Annotated in this window: 16 protein-coding genes; 4 read left to right on the top strand and 12 right to left on the bottom strand. The window is 40.0% G+C overall.

Annotated elements, in window-relative coordinates; translation table 11 throughout:
* Nucleotides 1–103: 103 nt before the first annotated feature.
* From L0B53_RS06855 to greB, 3 genes are all read right to left on the bottom strand, one after another.
* The gene (locus L0B53_RS06855) at nucleotides 104–778 is read right to left on the bottom strand and encodes a ComF family protein (protein WP_235061402.1); all 675 of its coding nucleotides are present in this window, start codon (nucleotides 776–778) and stop codon (nucleotides 104–106) included.
* Between the two features lie 271 nt (nucleotides 779–1,049).
* Nucleotides 1,050–3,410: a Tex family protein gene (locus L0B53_RS06850; RefSeq protein WP_235061401.1), complete on the bottom strand. Its 2,361-nt coding sequence runs from the start codon at nucleotides 3,408–3,410 to the stop codon at nucleotides 1,050–1,052.
* 54 nt (nucleotides 3,411–3,464) lie between these two features.
* Nucleotides 3,465–3,932 carry a transcription elongation factor GreB gene (gene greB, locus L0B53_RS06845; RefSeq protein ID WP_235061400.1) on the bottom strand — a complete coding sequence of 156 codons (468 nt, stop codon included), beginning with the start codon at nucleotides 3,930–3,932 and terminating at the stop codon, nucleotides 3,465–3,467.
* A 551-nt stretch (nucleotides 3,933–4,483) separates the two neighbouring features.
* On the opposite strand from greB, the gene ompR reads away from it, so the two are divergent.
* Both ompR and envZ read left to right on the top strand, forming a co-directional pair.
* On the top strand, nucleotides 4,484–5,203 hold the full coding sequence (gene ompR, locus L0B53_RS06840; RefSeq protein ID WP_235061399.1) for a two-component system response regulator OmpR: 720 nt from the start codon (nucleotides 4,484–4,486) through the stop codon (nucleotides 5,201–5,203).
* Nucleotides 5,204–5,459: 256 nt separating this feature from the next.
* Entirely contained in the window at nucleotides 5,460–6,821 is a 1,362-nt protein-coding gene (envZ, locus tag L0B53_RS06835; protein ID WP_235062190.1) for a two-component system sensor histidine kinase EnvZ, read from the top strand.
* 110 nt (nucleotides 6,822–6,931) lie between these two features.
* Here envZ and recG read toward each other — a convergent pair whose 3' ends face one another.
* The 8 genes from recG to L0B53_RS06795 all read right to left on the bottom strand — a co-directional run bounded on the left by recG (nucleotide 6,932) and on the right by L0B53_RS06795 (nucleotide 16,056).
* Nucleotides 6,932–9,040 carry an ATP-dependent DNA helicase RecG gene (gene recG, locus L0B53_RS06830; protein ID WP_235061398.1) on the bottom strand — a complete coding sequence of 703 codons (2,109 nt, stop codon included), beginning with the start codon at nucleotides 9,038–9,040 and terminating at the stop codon, nucleotides 6,932–6,934.
* Between the two features lie 31 nt (nucleotides 9,041–9,071).
* Complete coding sequence (gene trmH / locus L0B53_RS06825; protein ID WP_235061397.1) at nucleotides 9,072–9,770, bottom strand: tRNA (guanosine(18)-2'-O)-methyltransferase TrmH; 699 nt, start codon at nucleotides 9,768–9,770, stop codon at nucleotides 9,072–9,074.
* Nucleotides 9,771–9,863: 93 nt separating this feature from the next.
* Entirely contained in the window at nucleotides 9,864–11,966 is a 2,103-nt protein-coding gene (gene spoT / locus L0B53_RS06820) for a bifunctional GTP diphosphokinase/guanosine-3',5'-bis pyrophosphate 3'-pyrophosphohydrolase (RefSeq protein ID WP_235061396.1), read from the bottom strand.
* A gap of 27 nt (nucleotides 11,967–11,993) precedes the next feature.
* Nucleotides 11,994–12,269 carry a DNA-directed RNA polymerase subunit omega gene (gene rpoZ / locus L0B53_RS06815; RefSeq protein WP_235061395.1) on the bottom strand — a complete coding sequence of 92 codons (276 nt, stop codon included), beginning with the start codon at nucleotides 12,267–12,269 and terminating at the stop codon, nucleotides 11,994–11,996.
* Nucleotides 12,270–12,321: 52 nt separating this feature from the next.
* Complete coding sequence (gene gmk, locus L0B53_RS06810) at nucleotides 12,322–12,945, bottom strand: guanylate kinase (RefSeq protein ID WP_235061394.1); 624 nt, start codon at nucleotides 12,943–12,945, stop codon at nucleotides 12,322–12,324.
* Nucleotides 12,946–13,111: 166 nt separating this feature from the next.
* Complete coding sequence (locus L0B53_RS06805) at nucleotides 13,112–14,989, bottom strand: FUSC family protein (protein WP_235061393.1); 1,878 nt, start codon at nucleotides 14,987–14,989, stop codon at nucleotides 13,112–13,114.
* Between the two features lie 4 nt (nucleotides 14,990–14,993).
* Nucleotides 14,994–15,848 carry an HlyD family secretion protein gene (locus L0B53_RS06800; protein WP_235061392.1) on the bottom strand — a complete coding sequence of 285 codons (855 nt, stop codon included), beginning with the start codon at nucleotides 15,846–15,848 and terminating at the stop codon, nucleotides 14,994–14,996.
* Nucleotide 15,849: 1 nt separating this feature from the next.
* Nucleotides 15,850–16,056, bottom strand: coding sequence for a hypothetical protein (locus tag L0B53_RS06795; protein WP_235061391.1), 207 nt, complete (start codon nucleotides 16,054–16,056; stop codon nucleotides 15,850–15,852).
* A 145-nt stretch (nucleotides 16,057–16,201) separates the two neighbouring features.
* Here L0B53_RS06795 and L0B53_RS06790 point away from each other — a divergent pair, with 145 nt between their 5' ends.
* Together L0B53_RS06790 and L0B53_RS06785 are read left to right on the top strand one after the other, a co-directional pair.
* Nucleotides 16,202–17,248: an SGNH/GDSL hydrolase family protein gene (locus L0B53_RS06790; protein WP_235061390.1), complete on the top strand. Its 1,047-nt coding sequence runs from the start codon at nucleotides 16,202–16,204 to the stop codon at nucleotides 17,246–17,248.
* 409 nt (nucleotides 17,249–17,657) lie between these two features.
* Nucleotides 17,658–18,281 carry a hypothetical protein gene (locus tag L0B53_RS06785; protein ID WP_235061389.1) on the top strand — a complete coding sequence of 208 codons (624 nt, stop codon included), beginning with the start codon at nucleotides 17,658–17,660 and terminating at the stop codon, nucleotides 18,279–18,281.
* 186 nt (nucleotides 18,282–18,467) lie between these two features.
* On the opposite strand, the gene L0B53_RS06780 is transcribed toward L0B53_RS06785, so the two are convergent.
* Nucleotides 18,468–19,331 carry a YicC/YloC family endoribonuclease gene (locus L0B53_RS06780; protein WP_235061388.1) on the bottom strand — a complete coding sequence of 288 codons (864 nt, stop codon included), beginning with the start codon at nucleotides 19,329–19,331 and terminating at the stop codon, nucleotides 18,468–18,470.
* Between the last annotated feature and the right edge of the window lie 361 nt (nucleotides 19,332–19,692).

The following is a 19,692-nucleotide window of genomic DNA, read 5'->3' as shown; positions in this document are numbered from 1 at the left end:
TATTTATTATACTCCGAATCGAAAAGATTTCCACGATTCTTCATATCTGTTTCTATAACACTGTTATACCCTATTTTTTATTTGATAAGTAGACCCTGTTCTCTTATTTTGCGGTTCGACACAGACAAATGACATCAATTCTTGCTATTCCTTTGTTTTTTAATAAATTAATCATTTCATTGATGGTCGTGCCTGTGGTAACAACATCATCAATAATCGCGATATGTTGATAGTTTATCTCTTTAACTAACTCAAATGCTTGATGTAAGTTTTTTCTTCGTTCTTTGGATGAAAGTCCCTGTTGTGGTGTTGTTTTTCTTGCTCTTATTAGGTGATGACATAAAGTCGGGCGATTGATTCTTTTGCCAATCTCTAGTGTTAAAAGTTCACTTTGATTAAACCCCCTTAATAGTTGTCGTTGCCAGTGCATGGGAACAGGGAGTAATGCTTGTGGCTTCTCTTGGATCCATGGGATAAGAAGCTCAGCAAGTGAGGGGGCTAAAATGAACTGTTTTTGGTACTTAAATTGTTGAATTAATTTATCAAGAGGAAATGTGTAATCACCAATACAAGAAAGTTTCTGCCACAAGGGGGGAGATCTTAAGCATTCACCACATTTTTCTTGATTAGAAGGGAGAGGCAAACCACAACAGAGACAACGAGGATGGTCGGGCAAAAGGTTTAAACAGTAATGACACAAATCCCGCTCTTTGATGGTTAATTCGCTTTGGCAAAGTAAACAGTAAGGGGAAAAAAGGCGATATACAGCAATTTTCACCCATCCCCTGTATTTTAATATTAATTTTTTGGTTTTTATCTTGGTCATTTTCACTGCCGTTAGCATCTCATTATTTATTGGTATTAGATTACTTGATGAGTGAGTTAAGCGAATGATAAGTAAAATTTGATGGAATCAAACTTGAAAGCTGGTAGAAAGAAATGGTGGGGTTTCATTCAAAATAAAAAGCCACTTCCATTTTATCTCTGATATTGATGATAAAAGTGGAGTGGCTTGATGATTATCTCTTAAGCTTTAAATACTTTTAGATTTAACGCTTTTTAGCTTTAGCAAAGGCATCAGCAAATGCGCCCCCAAAAGCTGAGTTTTGTGGTGCTGAAACATTGCCGCGTCCATTGCTCTGAGAGGATTTGTTCTCTCTTTTATTATTGTTTTGAGGTGAGGTGGTTTTACCTTGGTTTCGACCTCTATGCTCACCTTGGCTTTCACCTTGATTAGGTTCATCACTGAGACGCATGGTGAGAGCAATACGTTTTCGTGCAATATCGATTTCCATCACTTTAACCTTAACAATATCACCAGCTTTGACAATATCACGAGGGTCGGAAATAAAGCGATCAGAGAGAGCTGAGATATGGACTAAGCCATCTTGGTGAACGCCGATATCGACAAATGCGCCAAAGTTGGCAACATTAGAAACAACACCTTCTAAGATCATCCCCAGTTTTAAGTCTTTAATCTCATTGATACCGTCACTAAAGGTCGCAGTCTTAAATTCTGGACGAGGATCCCGTCCCGGTTTATCTAACTCTTTAATGATATCTTCAACGGTTAATAGTCCAACATTATCATCAATAAATTGATTCGGGTTTAAACTCTTTAACAATGGACTATTGCCAATGATGGCTGAAATATCTTTACCAATTTGTTGAGCGATACTTTTTACGACGGGGTAAGCTTCTGGGTGAACAGAAGAGGCATCAAGTGGGTTTTTTCCACCCATCACCTTTAAGAATCCAGCGGATTGCTCAAATGCTTTTGGACCTAATCTAGCGACTTTTTTCAATTGCGTTCGGTTATCGAAGCGACCATTTTCATCTCGATAATTGACAATATTCTGTGCCAGTGTCTTATTGAGACCTGCGACGCGAGTTAATAGAGGCGCTGAGGCTGTATTGAGATCAACACCGACAGCATTAACACAATCTTCAACCACATCATCAAGGCGTTTAGCTAATAGTGACTGGCTAACATCATGTTGATATTGACCGACACCAATCGCTTTAGGCTCAATTTTCACTAGTTCAGCTAAGGGGTCTTGTAGACGACGAGCAATTGAAGCGGCACCACGAAGAGAGACATCTAAATCCGGAAATTCTTTGGCTGCAAGTTCAGAGGCTGAGTAGACCGATGCACCTGCTTCGCTGACGATAACAGTTTGAACTTTTAAGCCAGCTTCTTTTAATGCTTGAGCGACAAAGCTATCCGTTTCACGGGAGGCTGTACCGTTACCAATTGCAATCAGTGAAATATCGAACTTTTTAATTAGTTGAATGATCGAATGTGCAGATGCAGCAACTTTATTGTGAGGTTGATGAGGATAGATAGTATCGGTTGCAACCAACTTACCCGTGGTATCAACCACTGCAACTTTAACGCCAGTTCGTAAGCCTGGATCTAAACCTAATGTTGCTTTAGGGCCCGCAGGGGCTGCCATTAAGAGATCTTGAAGATTATTAGCAAAGACATTAATCCCTTCTCGCTCCGCATTTTCACGGAGCGTGCCCATTAATTCCGTTTCCATATGAGTGAGGATTTTGATACGCCAAGCCCAACTAATGACCTGTTTACGCCATAAATCTGCTGAATTATGACCTAATTCAACTTTATAGTGATCAGCAATAATGAGTTCACAATAAGAGCCTTTAACCGTTGGTTCTTGGTTTGGATCCGCATTAAGATTGAGCTGTAAAAAACCTTCATTTCGACCACGAAACATTGCCAAAGCTCGATGAGATGGGACATGAGTAATGCGCTCATTATGTTCAAAGTAGTCTTTAAACTTTGCACCCTCTTGCTCTTTCCCTGGGATAACTTTAGCTTGAAGCTCTGCATTTTGATTAAGATAACGACGGATCTTATCCAGTAACGTTGCATCTTCTGCAAAACGCTCCATTAAAATTGCACGTGCGCCATCCAGTGCTGCTTTTTCGTCATTGATCCCCAGTTCTGTATTGATGTAACGACTTGCGCTGTTGTTAGGCTCGTTTTCAGGTTGCAGCCATAGTAAGTCTGCAAGAGGCTCTAACCCTGCTTCTATTGCAATTTGACCTTTAGTACGACGACGAGGTTTATAAGGTAAATAGAGATCTTCTAATAGTGTTTTACTGTCAACATTGGCGATTTCACGTTCTAGTTCTGGGGTTAATTTACCTTGTTCGTTAATCGACTTAATAATGACTTGGCGACGATCATTGAGTTCACGCAGATAAATGAGTCTAGATGATAGATTTCGGAGTTGAGTATCATCAAGTGCCCCTGTGACTTCTTTACGATAACGAGCGATAAAAGGAACGGTGTTGCCATCGTCAAGGAGTTGAATTGTGGCATCAACTTGCTGCTGACGAACATTTAACTCTTGAGCGATAATTTGACTAATTGATTGACTCATAATTACTTTCTATTCTCCATAGTCCACAGTGAAACTTCACGGTGCAATATATTGCTAATATTTAATCGAGTTGATAAACCACAGCTTTTTGCCTAATGGTGTTACCACCTCAAATTCATCATCGACCTCTTTCTTTAGTAAGGCTCTTGCCATTGGCGAGTCGATGGAAGTGTAATCATTGCGGCCATAAATCTCATCAGGCCCAACGATACGAAAGGTTTTTACCTCCCCTTGTTCATTCTCTATTTCAACCCAAGCGCCAAAAAAGACTTTACCATCTTGTTGTGGTGAGTAGTCAACAATGATGACAATCTCTAATCTTTTGCGTAGGTATCGAACACGTCTATCGATCTCTCGTAGTCGCTTTTTATTGTATTGGTAATCCGCATTTTCAGAACGATCACCCAAACTGGCTGCCCAAGTGACTTTTTTAGTCACTTCAGGTCTCTCTTCTCGCCAGAGGTCATTTAGCTCCTGCTGTAATTTTTCGTATCCTTCACGAGTGATCAAGTTGGTTTTCATTTGTTTACCATCTGTTTGCTTGTACTTGCTGCGTGCTCGCAACGTTCATTGATTTTTAGATGAGATCTTAACTATTTATTTTAATTGTTTTTTTTAATTTTAGCTTAAGCCTATTTTTTATTTATGCAATATAACGTGTGACTAAATATTACATAATACGAAACAAATAGTCAGGTTCGCTGTCTATTTCGTCTAATCGCTGCGAAAGATGATTAATTATAGTGTCTAAGATAAAATAGAGGATTGCAGGTAAATTGTTTATTGTGATTTGATGTTGAAAATTGACTATTTATTTACACTTGAAGGGATATTTTACTTGGCAACTTATAACTAAAAAGAGAATATAACAGAAGTAACTTTTCTTAATAGTGATAAAGGCATTGGCTTTCGTGATTTTTAGTTAAGATTGCTCCTGTAGTGATTATTCTATTTGCTTTTCTAATAAAATAGCAATTAATAAAAACTATCTGTGTAAAAAGAAAATAGAATAATTATTAATGTGTTATATGTGAAATAATAAATTATAACAATAAAATAGAAGGAAGGTTAAGATGCAAGATAGCCATAAAATTCTAGTTGTCGATGATGATATGCGTTTGCGCGCACTGTTAGAACGTTACCTTACTGAACAAGGGTTTCAAGTGAGAGCAGTAGCAAATGCAGAACAGATGGATAGGCTGCTCGCTCGTGAGAATTTCCACTTGATGGTGTTAGATTTGATGTTGCCAGGCGAGGATGGACTCTCAATTTGTCGCCGTTTACGTCATATGAATAATGAATTACCGATCCTGATGTTAACAGCAAAGGGCGATGAAGTTGACCGTATTGTTGGATTAGAGGTTGGAGCGGATGATTACCTTCCAAAACCTTTTAATCCTCGCGAACTATTAGCCCGTATTCGTGCTGTGTTGCGTCGTCAGAATATTGAAGCGCCGGGAGCGCCAAGCTCTGATACTCAATCTGTTACTTTTGGCGAGTTTCGTCTTGATTTAGCAACTCGTGAGATGTTCAAGAATGATGAGCCAATGCCTCTGACTTCGGGGGAATTTGCTGTATTGAAAACATTGGTGACGAATGCTCGTGAACCAATGTCTCGTGATAAGCTCATGAATATGGCACGTGGTAGAGAATATTCTGCAATGGAGCGTTCTATCGATGTTCAGATTTCAAGATTACGCCGAATGATAGAAGAAGATCCGAGTCGCCCTCGTTATATTCAAACCGTATGGGGCTTGGGCTATGTCTTCGTTCCTGATGGTGAAAGTGTCTAAATTGATTTTAAAAAGCCTACTGATTTTTATATACCCAAAGTAGTTGGAGTTGCTAGTAGGCGGCAAGTGAGTGAGACCCCATGAGTATAGGTGTACTATATGATTGGGGCGAGTAAGTGCAGCCAACAACCTAGCGACTTCAAGTATGAAGGGTATATGAGTAGGCTTTTTATTATGTGGGAAAAGAAACATTAAGTTTACCTTCTACTTTCCACCTTAAACCTAGCAGGATACCCTTATGCCTACCGGACTAAAAATGCGTCCAAGAACCACCTTTGCCCACACCTTTTTACTACTGATTGTATTATTGGTTGTCAGTCAGGTTTTGACTTATCTTGCTATTTTTAATTACGCGATTCTTCCTAGTCTCAAACAGTTTAATCATATCCTCTCTTATGAGGTGAAATTGATGTTGGAAGAGCCCAATCAAAGTAGCTTGAGTTTAACCAATCATAGTCAGCTTGAGGTTGATAGAAGAAAGCTACTTGATGAGCTAGGGGTAACTCTTCACAGTCAAAATGAGGTGATGGATTCTCGGGAGTTTAACCATGCGAGAGAGATTGATTACTTAAGTGAAGAGATGAGTCGTCAAGTTGGGATCAATACGGAAGTACGTCTCGCGTCGAGTCAAAAAAGTTATATCCTATGGATTCAGACTCAATCTTTACCTAATTACTGGATCAGAATACCGTTATCTGAGTTGCAGCCTGATGATTTTACGCCATTCTTTCTTTATAGCTTGCTGATAACTTTCTTTATTGTTGTTGGGGGGTGGATGTTTATTCGCCGTCAAAACAGGCCATTAGTTGAGTTAGAAAAGGCAGCAATAGAGGTGGGTAAGCGAAAAATTCCAGCACAACTTCCTGTTAAGGGGGCGTCTGAAATTCAAGCGGTAACGTACTCGTTCAATCAGATGATTGAAAGCATTCAAAAGCATGAAGAGGATCGTGCACTATTATTGGCAGGGATTAGTCATGACTTACGCACACCTCTGACTCGTATTCGACTGGCGACGGAAATGATGTCACCAGAAGATAGCTATTTAGCCGAGAGCATTAATAAAGATATTGAAGAGAGCAATGAGATTATTAGTCAATTTATTAACTATCTCCGATCCTCTCAAGAACAAGATGTTGAGGATGTTGATCTCAATCTTTTACTCGATGATGTCGCAAATTCTGAAAATAGTGTTGAGCGAGAGATAGAAACAGATTTTGGCGATATCCCTTCGCCAGTGGTGGGTAATCCAGTTGCCATTAAGCGAGCGATCTCAAATATTGTTGTCAATGCTGCGCGTTACGGCAACGGTTGGATCAAAATTAGTTCAGGAACGACGGTAGACCAACAGCATGCTTGGTTTATGGTGGAAGATAATGGACCGGGTATTGCTGAAGAAAACTTAGAGCATTTATTTCAACCCTTTACTCGTGGAGACAGTGCCCGAGGTAGCTCAAATGGCAGTGGTTTAGGTTTGGCAATTTTACGCAAAATCATCGATCAGCACAGCGGTGAAGTGCTAATAACCAATCGTAGTGCAGGCGGTTTACGAGTGCAGGTGAACTTTTCTATTGCAGTGCAAAAATCATATAAAGTGAAGAGTAAACCCAATGTAGGTTAATTGTTCGTTTTGATCTGATCTGCTCTGAATATTTAAAAGAATAAAAGAATAAAAGAGTAAAAGAGTAAAAGTGAGTCAGGAAACTGGCTCACTTTTTTATTATATCAATACTAAGCGTTAGAATAGACATCTCGTTGTCCTAACCAGCGATGGATAATTGCCTTCGCGTTGGTTGGGTAGCTCTCATGTAAATAGTGCGCTAAACGCTGTATCTCTGGAATTAGGTGCTGGTCACGAATAAGGTCAGCTATTTTAAACTCGGCAATACCGGTTTGCTTCGTTCCTAGTACTTCACCGGGACCTCTGATTTCTAAATCACGCTGTGCAATCACAAAGCCATCATTACTCTCTCTTAAGACACCTAAACGCTTTTGCGCCGTTTTTGATAACGGGGCATGGTAAAGCAGTACACAGTGACTGGCGACGGATCCACGACCAACACGGCCTCTTAACTGGTGAAGTTGGGCTAAGCCTAGACGCTCTGGGTTTTCAATGATCATTAAGCTAGCATTTGGGACATCAACGCCGACTTCAATGACGGTTGTTGCGACAAGCAGATCGGTCTCACCTTGTTTAAACTTTGCCATTACCGCCTGTTTTTCTGCTGGCTTCATTCGACCATGAACTAGCGCAATTTTAAGATCGGGTAGTGAAGCCATCAATTCGGTTGCCGTTTCTTCAGCCGCTTGTGCTTCTAAAACTTCAGATTCATCGATCAGAGTACAGACCCAATAGGCTTGACGATGCTCTTCTAAACAGGCGTGACGGACGCGATTAATAATATCTGCTCGTCGTGTATCAGGAAGGGCAACGGTGGTGACCGGCGTTCTACCTGGTGGTAATTCATCTATGATAGAGGTTTCTAAGTCTGCATAAGCGGTCATTGCGAGTGTTCGTGGGATCGGCGTCGCAGTCATAATGAGCTGATGTGGAAAATAACCTTGTTTGATTCCTTTTTCACGCAGACCTAACCGTTGATCGACACCAAAACGATGCTGTTCATCAATAATCACTAACGCGAGATTATGGAATTCAACTTGCTCTTGAAAAAGGGCGTGAGTTCCTACCACCATCTGCGCTTCGCCACTAGCAATGGCACTTAATGTTTGTTCTCTGACTTTGCCTTTGAGTTTTCCTGCTAACCAGCCAACGTTAATACCTAATGGCGTACACCATTGGGTAAAGTTATTGGCATGTTGTTCAGCTAACAGTTCCGTGGGTGCCATTAGCGCCACTTGAAAACCGTTTTCTATCGCAGTTAATGCGGCTAACGCGGCAACTAAGGTTTTCCCTGATCCCACATCGCCTTGAACGAGTCGCATCATGGGTGAACTTTTGGCAAGATCTGACTCTATTTCTTGAACAACGCGTTGTTGCGCATTGGTTGGCGTAAAAGGGAGTGAGTTTAATAGTCGCTGAGTATATGATTGCTGCTCCAAAGCGATATTGGTTTTTAATGGTTGAGCATTTTGTTGTTGATTTTGGCTTCTTAAGGCCAGCATCGATAAATTTTGTGCCAACAACTCTTCCATAATTAAACGGCGCTGAGCAGGGTGTTTACCTTGTTCTAGATCTTCTGTTGAGACATCCGAAGGTGGACGATGTAGGATTTTCAATGCTTGGGTGAGTGAGAGTTGTTGATCATAGAGCTCATCGGGAAGCAGTTCACTAACCGAGGTTTTTTCTAATAACTCTAATGCTTGATCGGTTAAATTACGGAGTGTTAACTGCTTTAATCCTTCGGTGGTCGGGTAGACTGGGGTTAAGGTGCTATCAGGATCGATTCCCGTCTGATCATTTGAGGGTTGAGTTGTGATTTTGTAGTCAGGATGCATGATCTCTAATCCGACTTTTCCCCTTTTTACTTCCCCATAAGCTTTGATGTACTTACCTTCTGCAAGGCTATTTTTCATCGCGGCATTAAAGTGGAAAAAGCGCAAAGTGACCGCATTCAGGCCGTCACTCACTTTGACTGTCAACATCTGACGTTTACCAAAGATGGTATTATTACTGAGTATTTCACCTTCAATGGTCGCATATTGCCCCGGAATAAGCTCATTCATTGGATGAACTGTTGAGCGGTCCTCATAACGAATGGGCAGGTGAAATAGCAGGTCTTGGATACTACTGAGTCCAATTTTTGCCATTTTTTCTGCGGTTTTCCCACCCACGCCAGCTAATGAGGTGAGAGGGAGTGCATCTAATAATTGTCCACTCATTATGAAGTTACTCCTTGGCTTGTTCGCTCTTTTACTTGATATTAGCGGATTGCATCTGTTGCCACCACTGATCATCAGCCACTATTTGACCTTGATTATCAAACTCAGGACATGGTAGCCCTTTACGTTTTGCAACTCTAGCTAAAACAGGGTGACCTCGCTCGAATAAAAGACGATTTACCTCTTCAGTTGGAATTGCCGTTGTCTCTCTCTGATACATGCCTACATTCTGGCGTTGACGCTGTGCTTCATATAAAACTAATGCACTAGCGACAGAGACATTTAGAGACTGCACCATCCCGACCATTGGGATCACAATATCATGATCGGCTAATGCTAGCGCTTCTTCGCTGATGCCGAACTTCTCTTGCCCTAATACGATGGCGGTTGGTTTGGTGTAATCAATCTCTCGAAAATCAACGGCTTTCTCTGACAAGTTGGTGACTAAAATCTGCATATTCTGTTTTTTTAGTTCACGAAAAGCACTCGCTGTGTCGTTATGGGTTTTAACATCGACCCAGTTTCTTGCACCTGCAGAAGTATGCCCTAATGTTCGCATTTTACTGCCTTTAGGCCAAACCGCATGAACACGATGAACACCGACAGCATCAGCAGTACGAATAATGGCAGAAATATTATTGGGTTTGTGAACCTCTTCCATACAAACAGTAAGATCAGGTTGGCGTGAGGTAAGAACGTCTTGGATGCGTTCGAAACGGTCAGGAGTCATAATTGTTCTTCTTTAATAACGTTAAAAGCGCCCAAAAAAGGCGCTTATTAATCAGTTTTTATCGTTAGCTATTGAAGCTGACTGACGAGAGGCTTAATTTATCTGTCTGCCGACTCGAACCACATTCGAGAGGACTCTAATTCGACGAATAATTTTCGCAAGATGCACACGATCTTTAGCGGTTAGTAGCACCGTAATTTGATACAGGCGTCCATCTTTCTCTTCAGTTGATAAACCTTGGATATTGGAACCCGTTTTAGCAATCACATTAGTTAAATCAGCCAATACACCTTGGTGGTTGATCATGTCGATTTTTAGCTCAGAAACAAACTCTTGCTCTGGTGCATTCGACCATTCAACCGCCATATATTTATCGGGCTCACGCTGGTGGCCACGAATGTTCGCACAACCTTCATAGTGAACCACTAACCCTTTACCCGGGCTAATATGAGCGACAACGGGATCACCAGGGATTGGATGACAGCAGTTAGCAAATGTGAGCTGAATTCCATCTGCACCACGAATCGGGAGCTTATCATCATTGGCATTGAGTTCGCTGTCGTAGCTATCTAATAGACGACGTGCTACCACAATACTCATTCTTTCGCCGGAGCCAATCTTAGAGAGAAGATCATCAACATGGGCTAATTTAAACTCAGTTAAGACTTCATCGACTTTCTTTTGTGGGATCTCATCAAGCTTGGTTTCACCTAATGCATGACGTAGCAGGCGGCGACCAAGAGTAATCGTCTCTTGTAGGCTAACGGTTTTCAGGAGCTGGCGGATTTTTGCTCGCGCTCTTGATGTCACTACATAATTGAGCCATGCCGCATTCGGGCGAGCCCCTTTTGAAGTGATAATCTCGACGGTTTGACCATTCTTCAACTGCTTACTGAGTGGGTAAGGTTGACGATTGACGCGAGAGCCAACACAAGAATGACCGACGTCAGTATGTACGGCATAAGCAAAGTCGACGGCCGTTGCCCCAACAGGTAGCTCGATAATTCTACCTTCAGGTGTAAAGACAAAAATCTCATTCGGGAACAGATCTGACTTAACATTTTCGATAAATTCAAATGAGCTGCCGGCACTCTGTTGTAACTCAATGATACTCTGCATCCAACGCTGTGCTTTTACTTGTGCGGTGGTTTCAGAGTTATCAGAATCTTGTTTATAAGCCCAATGAGCGGCAACCCCTTTATCCGCCATCTGATCCATGTCATCGGTACGAATTTGCACTTCAACAGGAACACCGTGAGGGCCGATCATTGAGGTATGAAGAGATTGGTAGCCATTGGCTTTGGGTACGGCAACATAGTCTTTAAAGCGACCCGGGCGGGGCTTATAAAGGCTATGCATTTGACCAAGAATTCGGTAGCAGGTATCTAGGTTATCGACAATAATTCGAAACGCATAGATATCCATAATCGAGTGGAATCGCTGCCCTTTATTTTTCATCTTGTTATAGATGGAAAATAGGTTCTTTTCTCGACCGACAACACGCCCATTAATCGAAGAGTCTTCTAAACGACCTTCAATCTCGGAGTGAATTTTTTGGATCATCTCTTTACGATTACCACGAGCAGTATTGACCACTTCTCGTAAAATACGGTAACGCATGGGGTAGAGGGCTTCAAAGCCAAGCTCTTCAAGCTCTACTTTGATGTTATGGATGCCAAGACGGTGGGCAAGGGGAGAAAAGATCTCCAGCGTCTCTTTAGCAATACGACGACGCTTATCAGGGCGAAGTGCACCCAGCGTCCTCATATTGTGAGTTCTGTCGGCAAGCTTGATAAGAATGACGCGGATGTCTTGCACCATCGCCATAATCATCTTACGGAAGTTTTCCGCTTGTGCCTCTTTTTTGTCACGAAACTTGATTTTATCTAGTTTTGAGACGCCATCAACCAGCTCTGCAACGGGTTGTCCAAAGCGGTCAGCTAGCTCCTCTTTTGAGACTTCTGTATCTTCAATAACATCGTGTAGTAACGCTGCCATTAATGTCTCATTATCGAGACGCATCTCTGCAAGGATCCGTGCAACGGCAACAGGGTGAATGATATAGGGTTCACCAGTTGATCGGGTTTGGCCTTGGTGTGCATCTCGCGCAACAATATAAGCATCTTTCAGAGACTCAATTTGACTCTCTGAAAGGTAAGTTGATGCGATCTCTTTTAAACTATCAAATAAATACAAGGGTGACTTCAATCCTATCTTCTAGAATTAACTATTACCACCAGTGATTGCGCTAACAGCAGCAAGCTCTGCGGCATCTTGTTCTTGTTGATCCTGACGCTCACGAGCATCTAGGATATCTTGAGTAATTAGGTTCTCTTCAATTTCACGAAGAGCAATTACAGTCGGCTTATCGTTTTCTGCTGGAACTAGAGGATCTTTACCACCAGTTTGCATTTGACGAGCGCGACGAGCGGCTACTAAAACTAAGTCGAAACGGTTGCCAACTTTCTCTACTGCATCTTGAACTGTTACGCGTGCCATGAAAAACTCCAATGATGATGGTTTAAACTAGAAATTGTACAGTATATAAAGGCTACTCTGCCAGTAGTCCTTTTAACAAACTCGCATATTTTGCAGTTTGTTTATTTTGCTTCAATCGTTCTGCACGGATAATGGCTCTTAAATCCATTAGTGCAGCATCGAAGTCATCATTTACGATAATGTAATCATACTCATCGTAATGAGAAATCTCTGAACGTGCCTCGTTCATGCGCTTAGCAATCACCTCTTGGCTATCTTGACCACGAGTATTGAGACGACGCTCTAACTCTTCCTGTGACGGCGGTAAGATAAACAAGCTTTTTGCTTGAGGCATTTGCTGGCATATTTGACGAGCACCTTGCCAATCAATATCTAAAAAGACATCAATGCCTTTATTTAGTGTCTCTTCAATCCAAACTTGAGAAGTTCCGTAGTAGTTACCAAAGACTTCTGCATATTCAAGAAAAGAACCCTGAGCAATTAACGCTTCAAATTCAGGTTTGCCAACAAAGTGATAGTGGACTCCGTCATCTTCACCCACACGCATTTCACGCGTTGTATGTGATACAGACACTTTCATATCGTAAGTTGGATTTGTCTCCAACAGCGTCGATATAAGGCTAGATTTACCTGCTCCACTAGGTGCAGATACAATATAAAGAGTACCCTTGCTCATTGTTGTTACCATTCATTGAGTGATTTTGCCAGAAGGGCGCGAAGATTATCACGAACCGACCATAATTTAAACTGACAACTGACCAACATCAGTTAATTATTGTTCAGAACTTCCAGAAAAGAAATAACTCAAAGTAATAAAAACGGATTGATATTGAGTATTTACTTCAATATTTATTAAGTTGAGACAATGCCGAACTTAATTGCCACCAGAGACTATAGGCCTCATAGTTGTCACTATCTTGATAATTATCCATGTTTTTTCTGGCGATCTGTTGTAATTGGTACAGCGGCTTTTCAACCAATCCACCATGAATTAATGAATCGGCAAGATTTTGAATAATCACTCTTTCTGAATCATCAAGTAATGATAACTCATTCAACCTTAAACAGGCATTCAAAGATAAGATTCGATTCAAATAAGGCTTGGTGTGGCTTTGACTCATTAATACCGGGTAAGCAGAAAGAATAAAATCTGATTTAACGTAATTTTCAGGGTAGAAGTAATTATTCTTTTTAATTTTCTTTAAAGATCGGCGTAATGTATCGAGAATAATGTCACTGTCTTGACGCTGTGGAACCAACTTATAAAAGACAATAATTAAAGTAATGGCAAAAATATTGGCTGTCGCATTATTGATGTAACTATTGAAGTCAAAAGAGGGGACATTGGTCAATGGAACGTAACTCGACCAATAGATCAACATAAACATCCAAATTAGCTTATTGGCTGTACGACAAGCTATGAACTCATAACTGACCACCAATAGATAAAGAAACATAACAGTAAAAAAGATTTGTGGCGGTGCGATTGGCATAATACCAAACGTAATGGTAAAGCTGATAACAATGGTAATTAATTGGGATTTTAGTGCGACAATGTTACCAATATCAGCATTCGGGCTTGTTGCATTCATTGAACACATAATCCCTGTGATTAACATTGCATTCATACCACTGCTCCATTGGCTTTCAATCCAAAAATAGGAGATAGTCAACAATAATAATGAGGCTCTCAGCATATTTCTAAATAGAGTCTTGAAATCATTATGGTTAAAGAATTGGGTGATCTGCATAGTAAACGTGGTTGAAGTGATCTCGATTTTATTCGAATTTAACCAGATCAAATTATCAACTAAAATAGAGAGTGAGTGTTGTAATATTTTGGCTTGCATCGGATTATTGGGCAGTGAAATCTGGCGAATTAATCCCTCTTTATTTTGTTCACCCTGCTTTTGAATTTTATCAATAACTGAAATTAGTTGCTCGCGTGTTGTTGGTGTTTCAAGCTCTTTTAGCATTCGGTTGATTTTAAAAGAGGCGATAACAATAGAGACGCAATAGAAGAGGGAGTCACGTTGTGATTTGATCTGTTCTAAAGAGGCTTTGCTCCCGACTAAGCTATCAATGGGTAACTGTTTATTTCGACCTAATAAGGCTAAATATTGCGATAGTCCTCGTTGAGATTCTTGATGATTATTATTTGAAAAGATTAACGAGATAAATTTTAATGTTGCTCTTTTTATCGGAATTAAGCGCTTAATATCGTCTTGATAAGGTAAAATAGTTGTCGTTATCACTGAAATGGCAATCGCAATAAGAATACCAAAGCATCGAGCTTGAACACTATTAAAAGCGGAGACGATTTCAGGTGAAAATGAGAGTGGAAAGCCAACAATCGAAGCGGTCATTCCCGCCATACCAAACATATATCCAGTTGAACTATTAGGGAAAGAACCGGCTAAACCTATACAGAGTACTATCCATATAATCAGATAAATATTAAATAGCCAGCTATCAATTAATGAGAACGAAGCAACAAACAGTACAAAAGCGCAACCTAACACCGTCCCAATTGCTCGTGCAAAGGCTTTAATTAAACCGGCTCCATTACTACCAGACACCAAAATAATAATGATGGAGATCATCGCAGCACTGGTTGCAGTAGTACTTAATTGAAGGCAGATTAGCCAAGTTAGAATAACACTACTCGAAACCCTTATCGCAAAGAGTGTCGCATCTTTATCACTCCAGTGATTCAGCATCGCTCTACTCTTGAACCTTGAGTGAAACCGTTGTACCTGCAATGAGACGATTGCTTTCAACAACGGCTTTATCGATAGCAATGCGAACTGGAACGCGTTGTCCTAAACGAACCCATGGAATCGTTGGCTGTACATTTGGCAGTAAACCGGTTTGATCTGAGCTTTGGTCAACAATAGCACGTCCAACACTTTGAACTGTACCTGAAAGAGCACTGTCACTGGTGTAGGGATATATTTCAACAGATTGACCTTGTTGGATTTTTTTAATTTTGGCTTCAGTAAAATAGCCGAGGATGTAATAAGAATCCGCCTCTACGAGAGCGACAAAGGTTTGACCTACATTAATATAATTACCAACACGTTGTTGTAAATTTGTAATGTAACCATCTTCAGGTGCAATAATCTTAGTACGTTTTAAATTTAATTTAGCCACATCAAGATCGATAAGAACTTCATTATAAGAGGCTTGTTGGCTATCAACATCGAGCTTTTCATTGGTGACCTGTTTTTCTGAAATCAATCGTTTTGGCAGCAGTAATTTATCTCGATTATAATTATTTTTTGCTTGAGCAAGTGAAGCTTCTAACTGTACTAAAGTCGCTTCAGCCTCTTTAACTTTATTTTCATAATCTGTTGCTTCAATTTCAAAAATTATCGTCCCTTTTTTGACAAAATCATTATCACTAACATTGATCTTAATAATTTGACCAGACACTTTAGGGGCAACTTGAATGATCTCTGCTCGCACTTTGGCATCTCGTGTCCAAGGGGCTGACATATAGGTGTTCCAGATACTGTGACCTAAAAATATGGCGGAGATAACAAGAATGATTGGAATGATAAATTTGGTCAATGACATACTACACCATCTGGAAATAGAAATTAAAAACGACAAACAACGTCATCACAAAGGAAGAAAAATTACAGAGTGAAGGGTGCCACACATTCAGTTTAATGAGTCGTGGCATATATATTTTTTGTGCAACAAACCAGATACCAATAGAGACCAGTAATATTTCAAAGAAAAGAGGTAAATAGTAGGTATCGAAAAAGACTAAATCCTTCATGTTTAAATGCACTTATATTAATTTAATTCTGTTTAAAATTAGTTGAGGTTAATAAAAATAACAATAGTGCTTAACCCAAAACGATATATCTGCCCACTTTTTGTCTAGAATAAAAGATGCAATTAATCATATATAGGGATATACAATGAATGAGTTACAGAAAACAACAAAGAAAACTACAAATAAAGTCATACTAGCCTCCTCACTATTATTTGGCTCCCTATTGAGTGGTACAGTATTTGCTGAGACTGAATATTCTAATATTTATGTGTTTGGTGATAGCCTTTCTGATGTTGGTAATTTACATGAGGTCGATGTTGATGGGTCATTAACCTATGGGGAACGATTCTCTAATGGACCGGTTATTGTTGAATATGTCACTCAACAATTATTAGGTGAAGAAGCCGTACTTTATCCATCTCTTCATTTAGCTGGATTGAATGTGGGTACTAACTATGCGGTCGCAGGTGCAGTTTCTATTGATGAAGATGGGAATGAAAATACCCCAGATATCAATTTACCAACGCAAGTTAATGCATATTTATTGGCGAATAATGGTGTCGCAGATCCAAATGCACTTTATATGCTGACGATCGGAGGTAATGATGTTCGTTATGCTCGTGGTTTAATCCAGCAGCGTATTTTCGATCCTGAAAATAGTGCGACTCGGATTGATGCTTATCAATCACTTTATCAAGCAGCATCATCGGTGGCGACTCAGTTAGGAAAATTACTTTATTCCGGTAGTCAGAGCATCGTCTTAATTAATACTCCTGATATTGGATTGATTCCTGAAACACAGTTAATTAAGCAAGCAACCCTTGCTGAGGCTGATAATTTCTTTGAACGATTCCAAGCAAAATATATTGATCAATCTGCAACGTTGTTAACAACAGCCTATAATGCAATGCTGAATGAACAAATTAATGGCTTGAAAACCGCATTCCCAGAAGCCTCTATTTCTACTTTTGATTTGAATGGGTTATTAAACGATATTGTTGCGAATCCTGCAGAATATAATTTCACCAATGTCACCGATGCTTGTAACTATCTATTGACGTCTGAGTCTCCGGCGCTATTACCTGAATGCCTTGCACCAACATCTTATCTCTTTTTTGATGAGATCCATCCGACGACATCAGGACATCGTATTGCGGCTGGGGAAATTGTTGAACAGCTAGAAAATAATTAACAATATAATTACAAAGATAGATTAATACTCATTTTTATATTTTAGTTTCCACACCGCTAGAAAATGAGATTACTTATCAAATAAAGCCACTAAATTTAGTGGCTTATTTTATTTTGGCAGAATTTTTTGATATCCATTCCTGTTTTTATATGAGCTAAAGCCCATTACCCTCTATTTTTTAAGTCCATAAACTTGAAAATTAATATCTCACCTTAAAAAGACTATATAAAAACGAGAAATGCGAAGTGGGTTGTATAATAGAGTTATAACTCTGGACAATAACCGATTTGGTGCGTAGATAAAGGTAAATCTAAGTAGTCACCTTCTAAGTTACATTGATGGAATATTGTATAGGTGAATAATAAAAACCATCCGAATTCAATTTAAAAGATTACTAAAAATTAACCTTATGAAAACATTAATCAATACATTCTCTCGTTATACCGGTGCAGCTCTTGTTTTAGGCAGTGCTTTTTCTTTTGTACAGCCAGTGATGGCAGATGTTAATTCTCAAGTTCTTGAAGCTCAAGTTACTCATGAGATACAAGCGCCAATAGGTCTACATTGGGGCGAAAAGAAGAGTGATCTACATGCCACACGTTGTAGTGTTGATAACTTCGAAACGTGTGCGATTAACCCTGATACAAAGTTACCATTTGCAGAACAGTATTACGGTGTTTTTGATAAAGAAAGTCACGAATTAGTTAAAGTGGTGATTTTTGGAAAAGATATTACTGAAGATCCAGATGGTACTAAAGGTAAAGCCGAATTTAATCAATATAAAAATCAGCTAATCCATACTTATGGTCAGCCTGCGGCTAATTTCGAAAGAGTTGGTATGAGTGTTTATGATGATAGTAATCAATTCTATCAGTGCTTAAAGTATATGGACTGTGGTTATTATACCGCAGGGTTTGGTCAAGATCAGGGAACCGTCTCATTAGTTTTAAAAGGATTAGATGCCGGTAAAGGGTATTTAAAGATGGTTTATCAAAGCACCGAGTTTTATGAAATTTTAGATCAGAGCAGTTAAAAGGTTAAAATACCTTTATATACTTTTTTCATTCAATTAGAACCATAAAAAGCCGCTATATAAGCGGCTTTTTTTATTGTTATATATACCCTTCATACTTGAAGTTGCTAGGTTGTTGCTGCATTCGTTCGCCTACTAGCAACTCCAATTATTTTAGGTATAGAGTTAGGGAAGCAATTAACAATACTACTCAATATTCTGGATCTGCTCACGCATCTGTTCGATAAGGACTTTCATCTCAACCGCAGAGGTGGTGATGTCTGTATTGATCGCTTTTGATGCTAACGTGTTTGATTCACGGTTAAATTCTTGCATCATAAAGTCAAGACGACGACCAACTGCTCCACCTTTCTTCATAATTGCGGTTGTCTCTTTGACGTGAGAGTCTAAACGATCCACCTCTTCAGCTACATCCACTTTTTGAGCCAGTAAGATAAGTTCTTGCTCTAGGCGGGTTGGATCTAAATCGACTTTCGCATCTTCAAAGCGCTTATTAAGACGGTCACGCTGCCAATTGATGATCTCAGGCATTGCTTGACGGACTTTAGCGGCTTCGATGGTGATGGTTTCTAGACGCTGATCGATAAGCGCCTTCATGTTTTCACCTTCACTTGCTCGTGCGGCAATAAAGTCGTTTAATGCTTGATCAAAAGCAACAAGAAGATCTTTATTGATGCTATCTAAATCTTGCTCTTCCGCTTCCATAACGCCCGGCCACTGAAGAACTTGGAAGGGGTTAATGCTGCCTTCGCCAGAAAGATCTTTAATGGTTTTCGCGGCATTAATCACCTGTTGAGCCAAAGCTTCGTTCACTTTTAACTCTTTAGGTGTCGCTGCGTTGGCTTCAAAGCGCAGATGGCATTCAACTTTACCGCGAGCAAGACGCTTACGAAAACGCTCCCGAAGCACGGGCTCTAAACTGCGGAACTGCTCAGGAAGACGGATAAATGTCTCTAAGTAACGTTGATTAACCGAACGGATTTCCCAAACGGCCGAACCCCATTCCGCTTTTACTTCACGGCGTGCGTAGGCGGTCATACTATGAATCATCAGCTTTAACCCTTAATTTTTTAATGTATGGCATGATTATATACCCTTCTGAGTTGAAGTTGCTAGGTTGTTGGTGGTATTCATTCATTCGTTTGCTTGCAATAGCAATTACTTGGTGAAGATATAATAGACACTATCCCCTTCTGACTTGAAGTCGCTAGGTTGTTGGCGTCGCTCATTGACCCCAATCATAGAGTACACCTATGCTCATAGGGTCTCACTCACTTGCAGCCTACTAGCAATGTCAATTATTTTAGGTCTATAAAGTCACGAGATAAGTCGATCTCATCTCATTTGCTAATGGCGATTATCGGTTTAAATCAGTATAATCCTCCGCACATATAATTTCAGTATAGGTAGA

This window comes from Vibrio sp. SS-MA-C1-2, assembly GCF_021513135.1.
GTDB lineage: Bacteria > Pseudomonadota > Gammaproteobacteria > Enterobacterales > Vibrionaceae.
Note: the sequence above shows the minus strand (reverse complement) of the source record. Positions and strands in the feature narration are given on the sequence as shown.

Bases quoted from the DNA above. Each gene is read 5' to 3' on its own strand.
- envZ (WP_235062190.1), top strand. From the start codon at position 5,460: ATGCGTCCAAGAACCACCTTTGCCCACACCTTTTTACTACTGATTGTA.
- L0B53_RS06850 (WP_235061401.1), bottom strand. From the start codon at position 3,410: ATGAGTCAATCAATTAGTCAAATTATCGCTCAAGAGTTAAATGTTCGT.
- L0B53_RS06800 (WP_235061392.1), bottom strand. From the start codon at position 15,848: ATGTCATTGACCAAATTTATCATTCCAATCATTCTTGTTATCTCCGCC.
- L0B53_RS06795 (WP_235061391.1), bottom strand. From the start codon at position 16,056: ATGAAGGATTTAGTCTTTTTCGATACCTACTATTTACCTCTTTTCTTT.
- L0B53_RS06785 (WP_235061389.1), top strand. From the start codon at position 17,658: ATGAAAACATTAATCAATACATTCTCTCGTTATACCGGTGCAGCTCTT.
- greB (WP_235061400.1), bottom strand. From the start codon at position 3,932: ATGAAAACCAACTTGATCACTCGTGAAGGATACGAAAAATTACAGCAG.
- recG (WP_235061398.1), bottom strand. From the start codon at position 9,040: ATGAGTGGACAATTATTAGATGCACTCCCTCTCACCTCATTAGCTGGC.
- L0B53_RS06780 (WP_235061388.1), bottom strand. From the start codon at position 19,331: ATGATTCATAGTATGACCGCCTACGCACGCCGTGAAGTAAAAGCGGAA.
- ompR (WP_235061399.1), top strand. From the start codon at position 4,484: ATGCAAGATAGCCATAAAATTCTAGTTGTCGATGATGATATGCGTTTG.
- L0B53_RS06805 (WP_235061393.1), bottom strand. From the start codon at position 14,989: ATGCTGAATCACTGGAGTGATAAAGATGCGACACTCTTTGCGATAAGG.
- rpoZ (WP_235061395.1), bottom strand. From the start codon at position 12,269: ATGGCACGCGTAACAGTTCAAGATGCAGTAGAGAAAGTTGGCAACCGT.
- L0B53_RS06790 (WP_235061390.1), top strand. From the start codon at position 16,202: ATGAATGAGTTACAGAAAACAACAAAGAAAACTACAAATAAAGTCATA.
- gmk (WP_235061394.1), bottom strand. From the start codon at position 12,945: ATGAGCAAGGGTACTCTTTATATTGTATCTGCACCTAGTGGAGCAGGT.
- trmH (WP_235061397.1), bottom strand. From the start codon at position 9,770: ATGACTCCTGACCGTTTCGAACGCATCCAAGACGTTCTTACCTCACGC.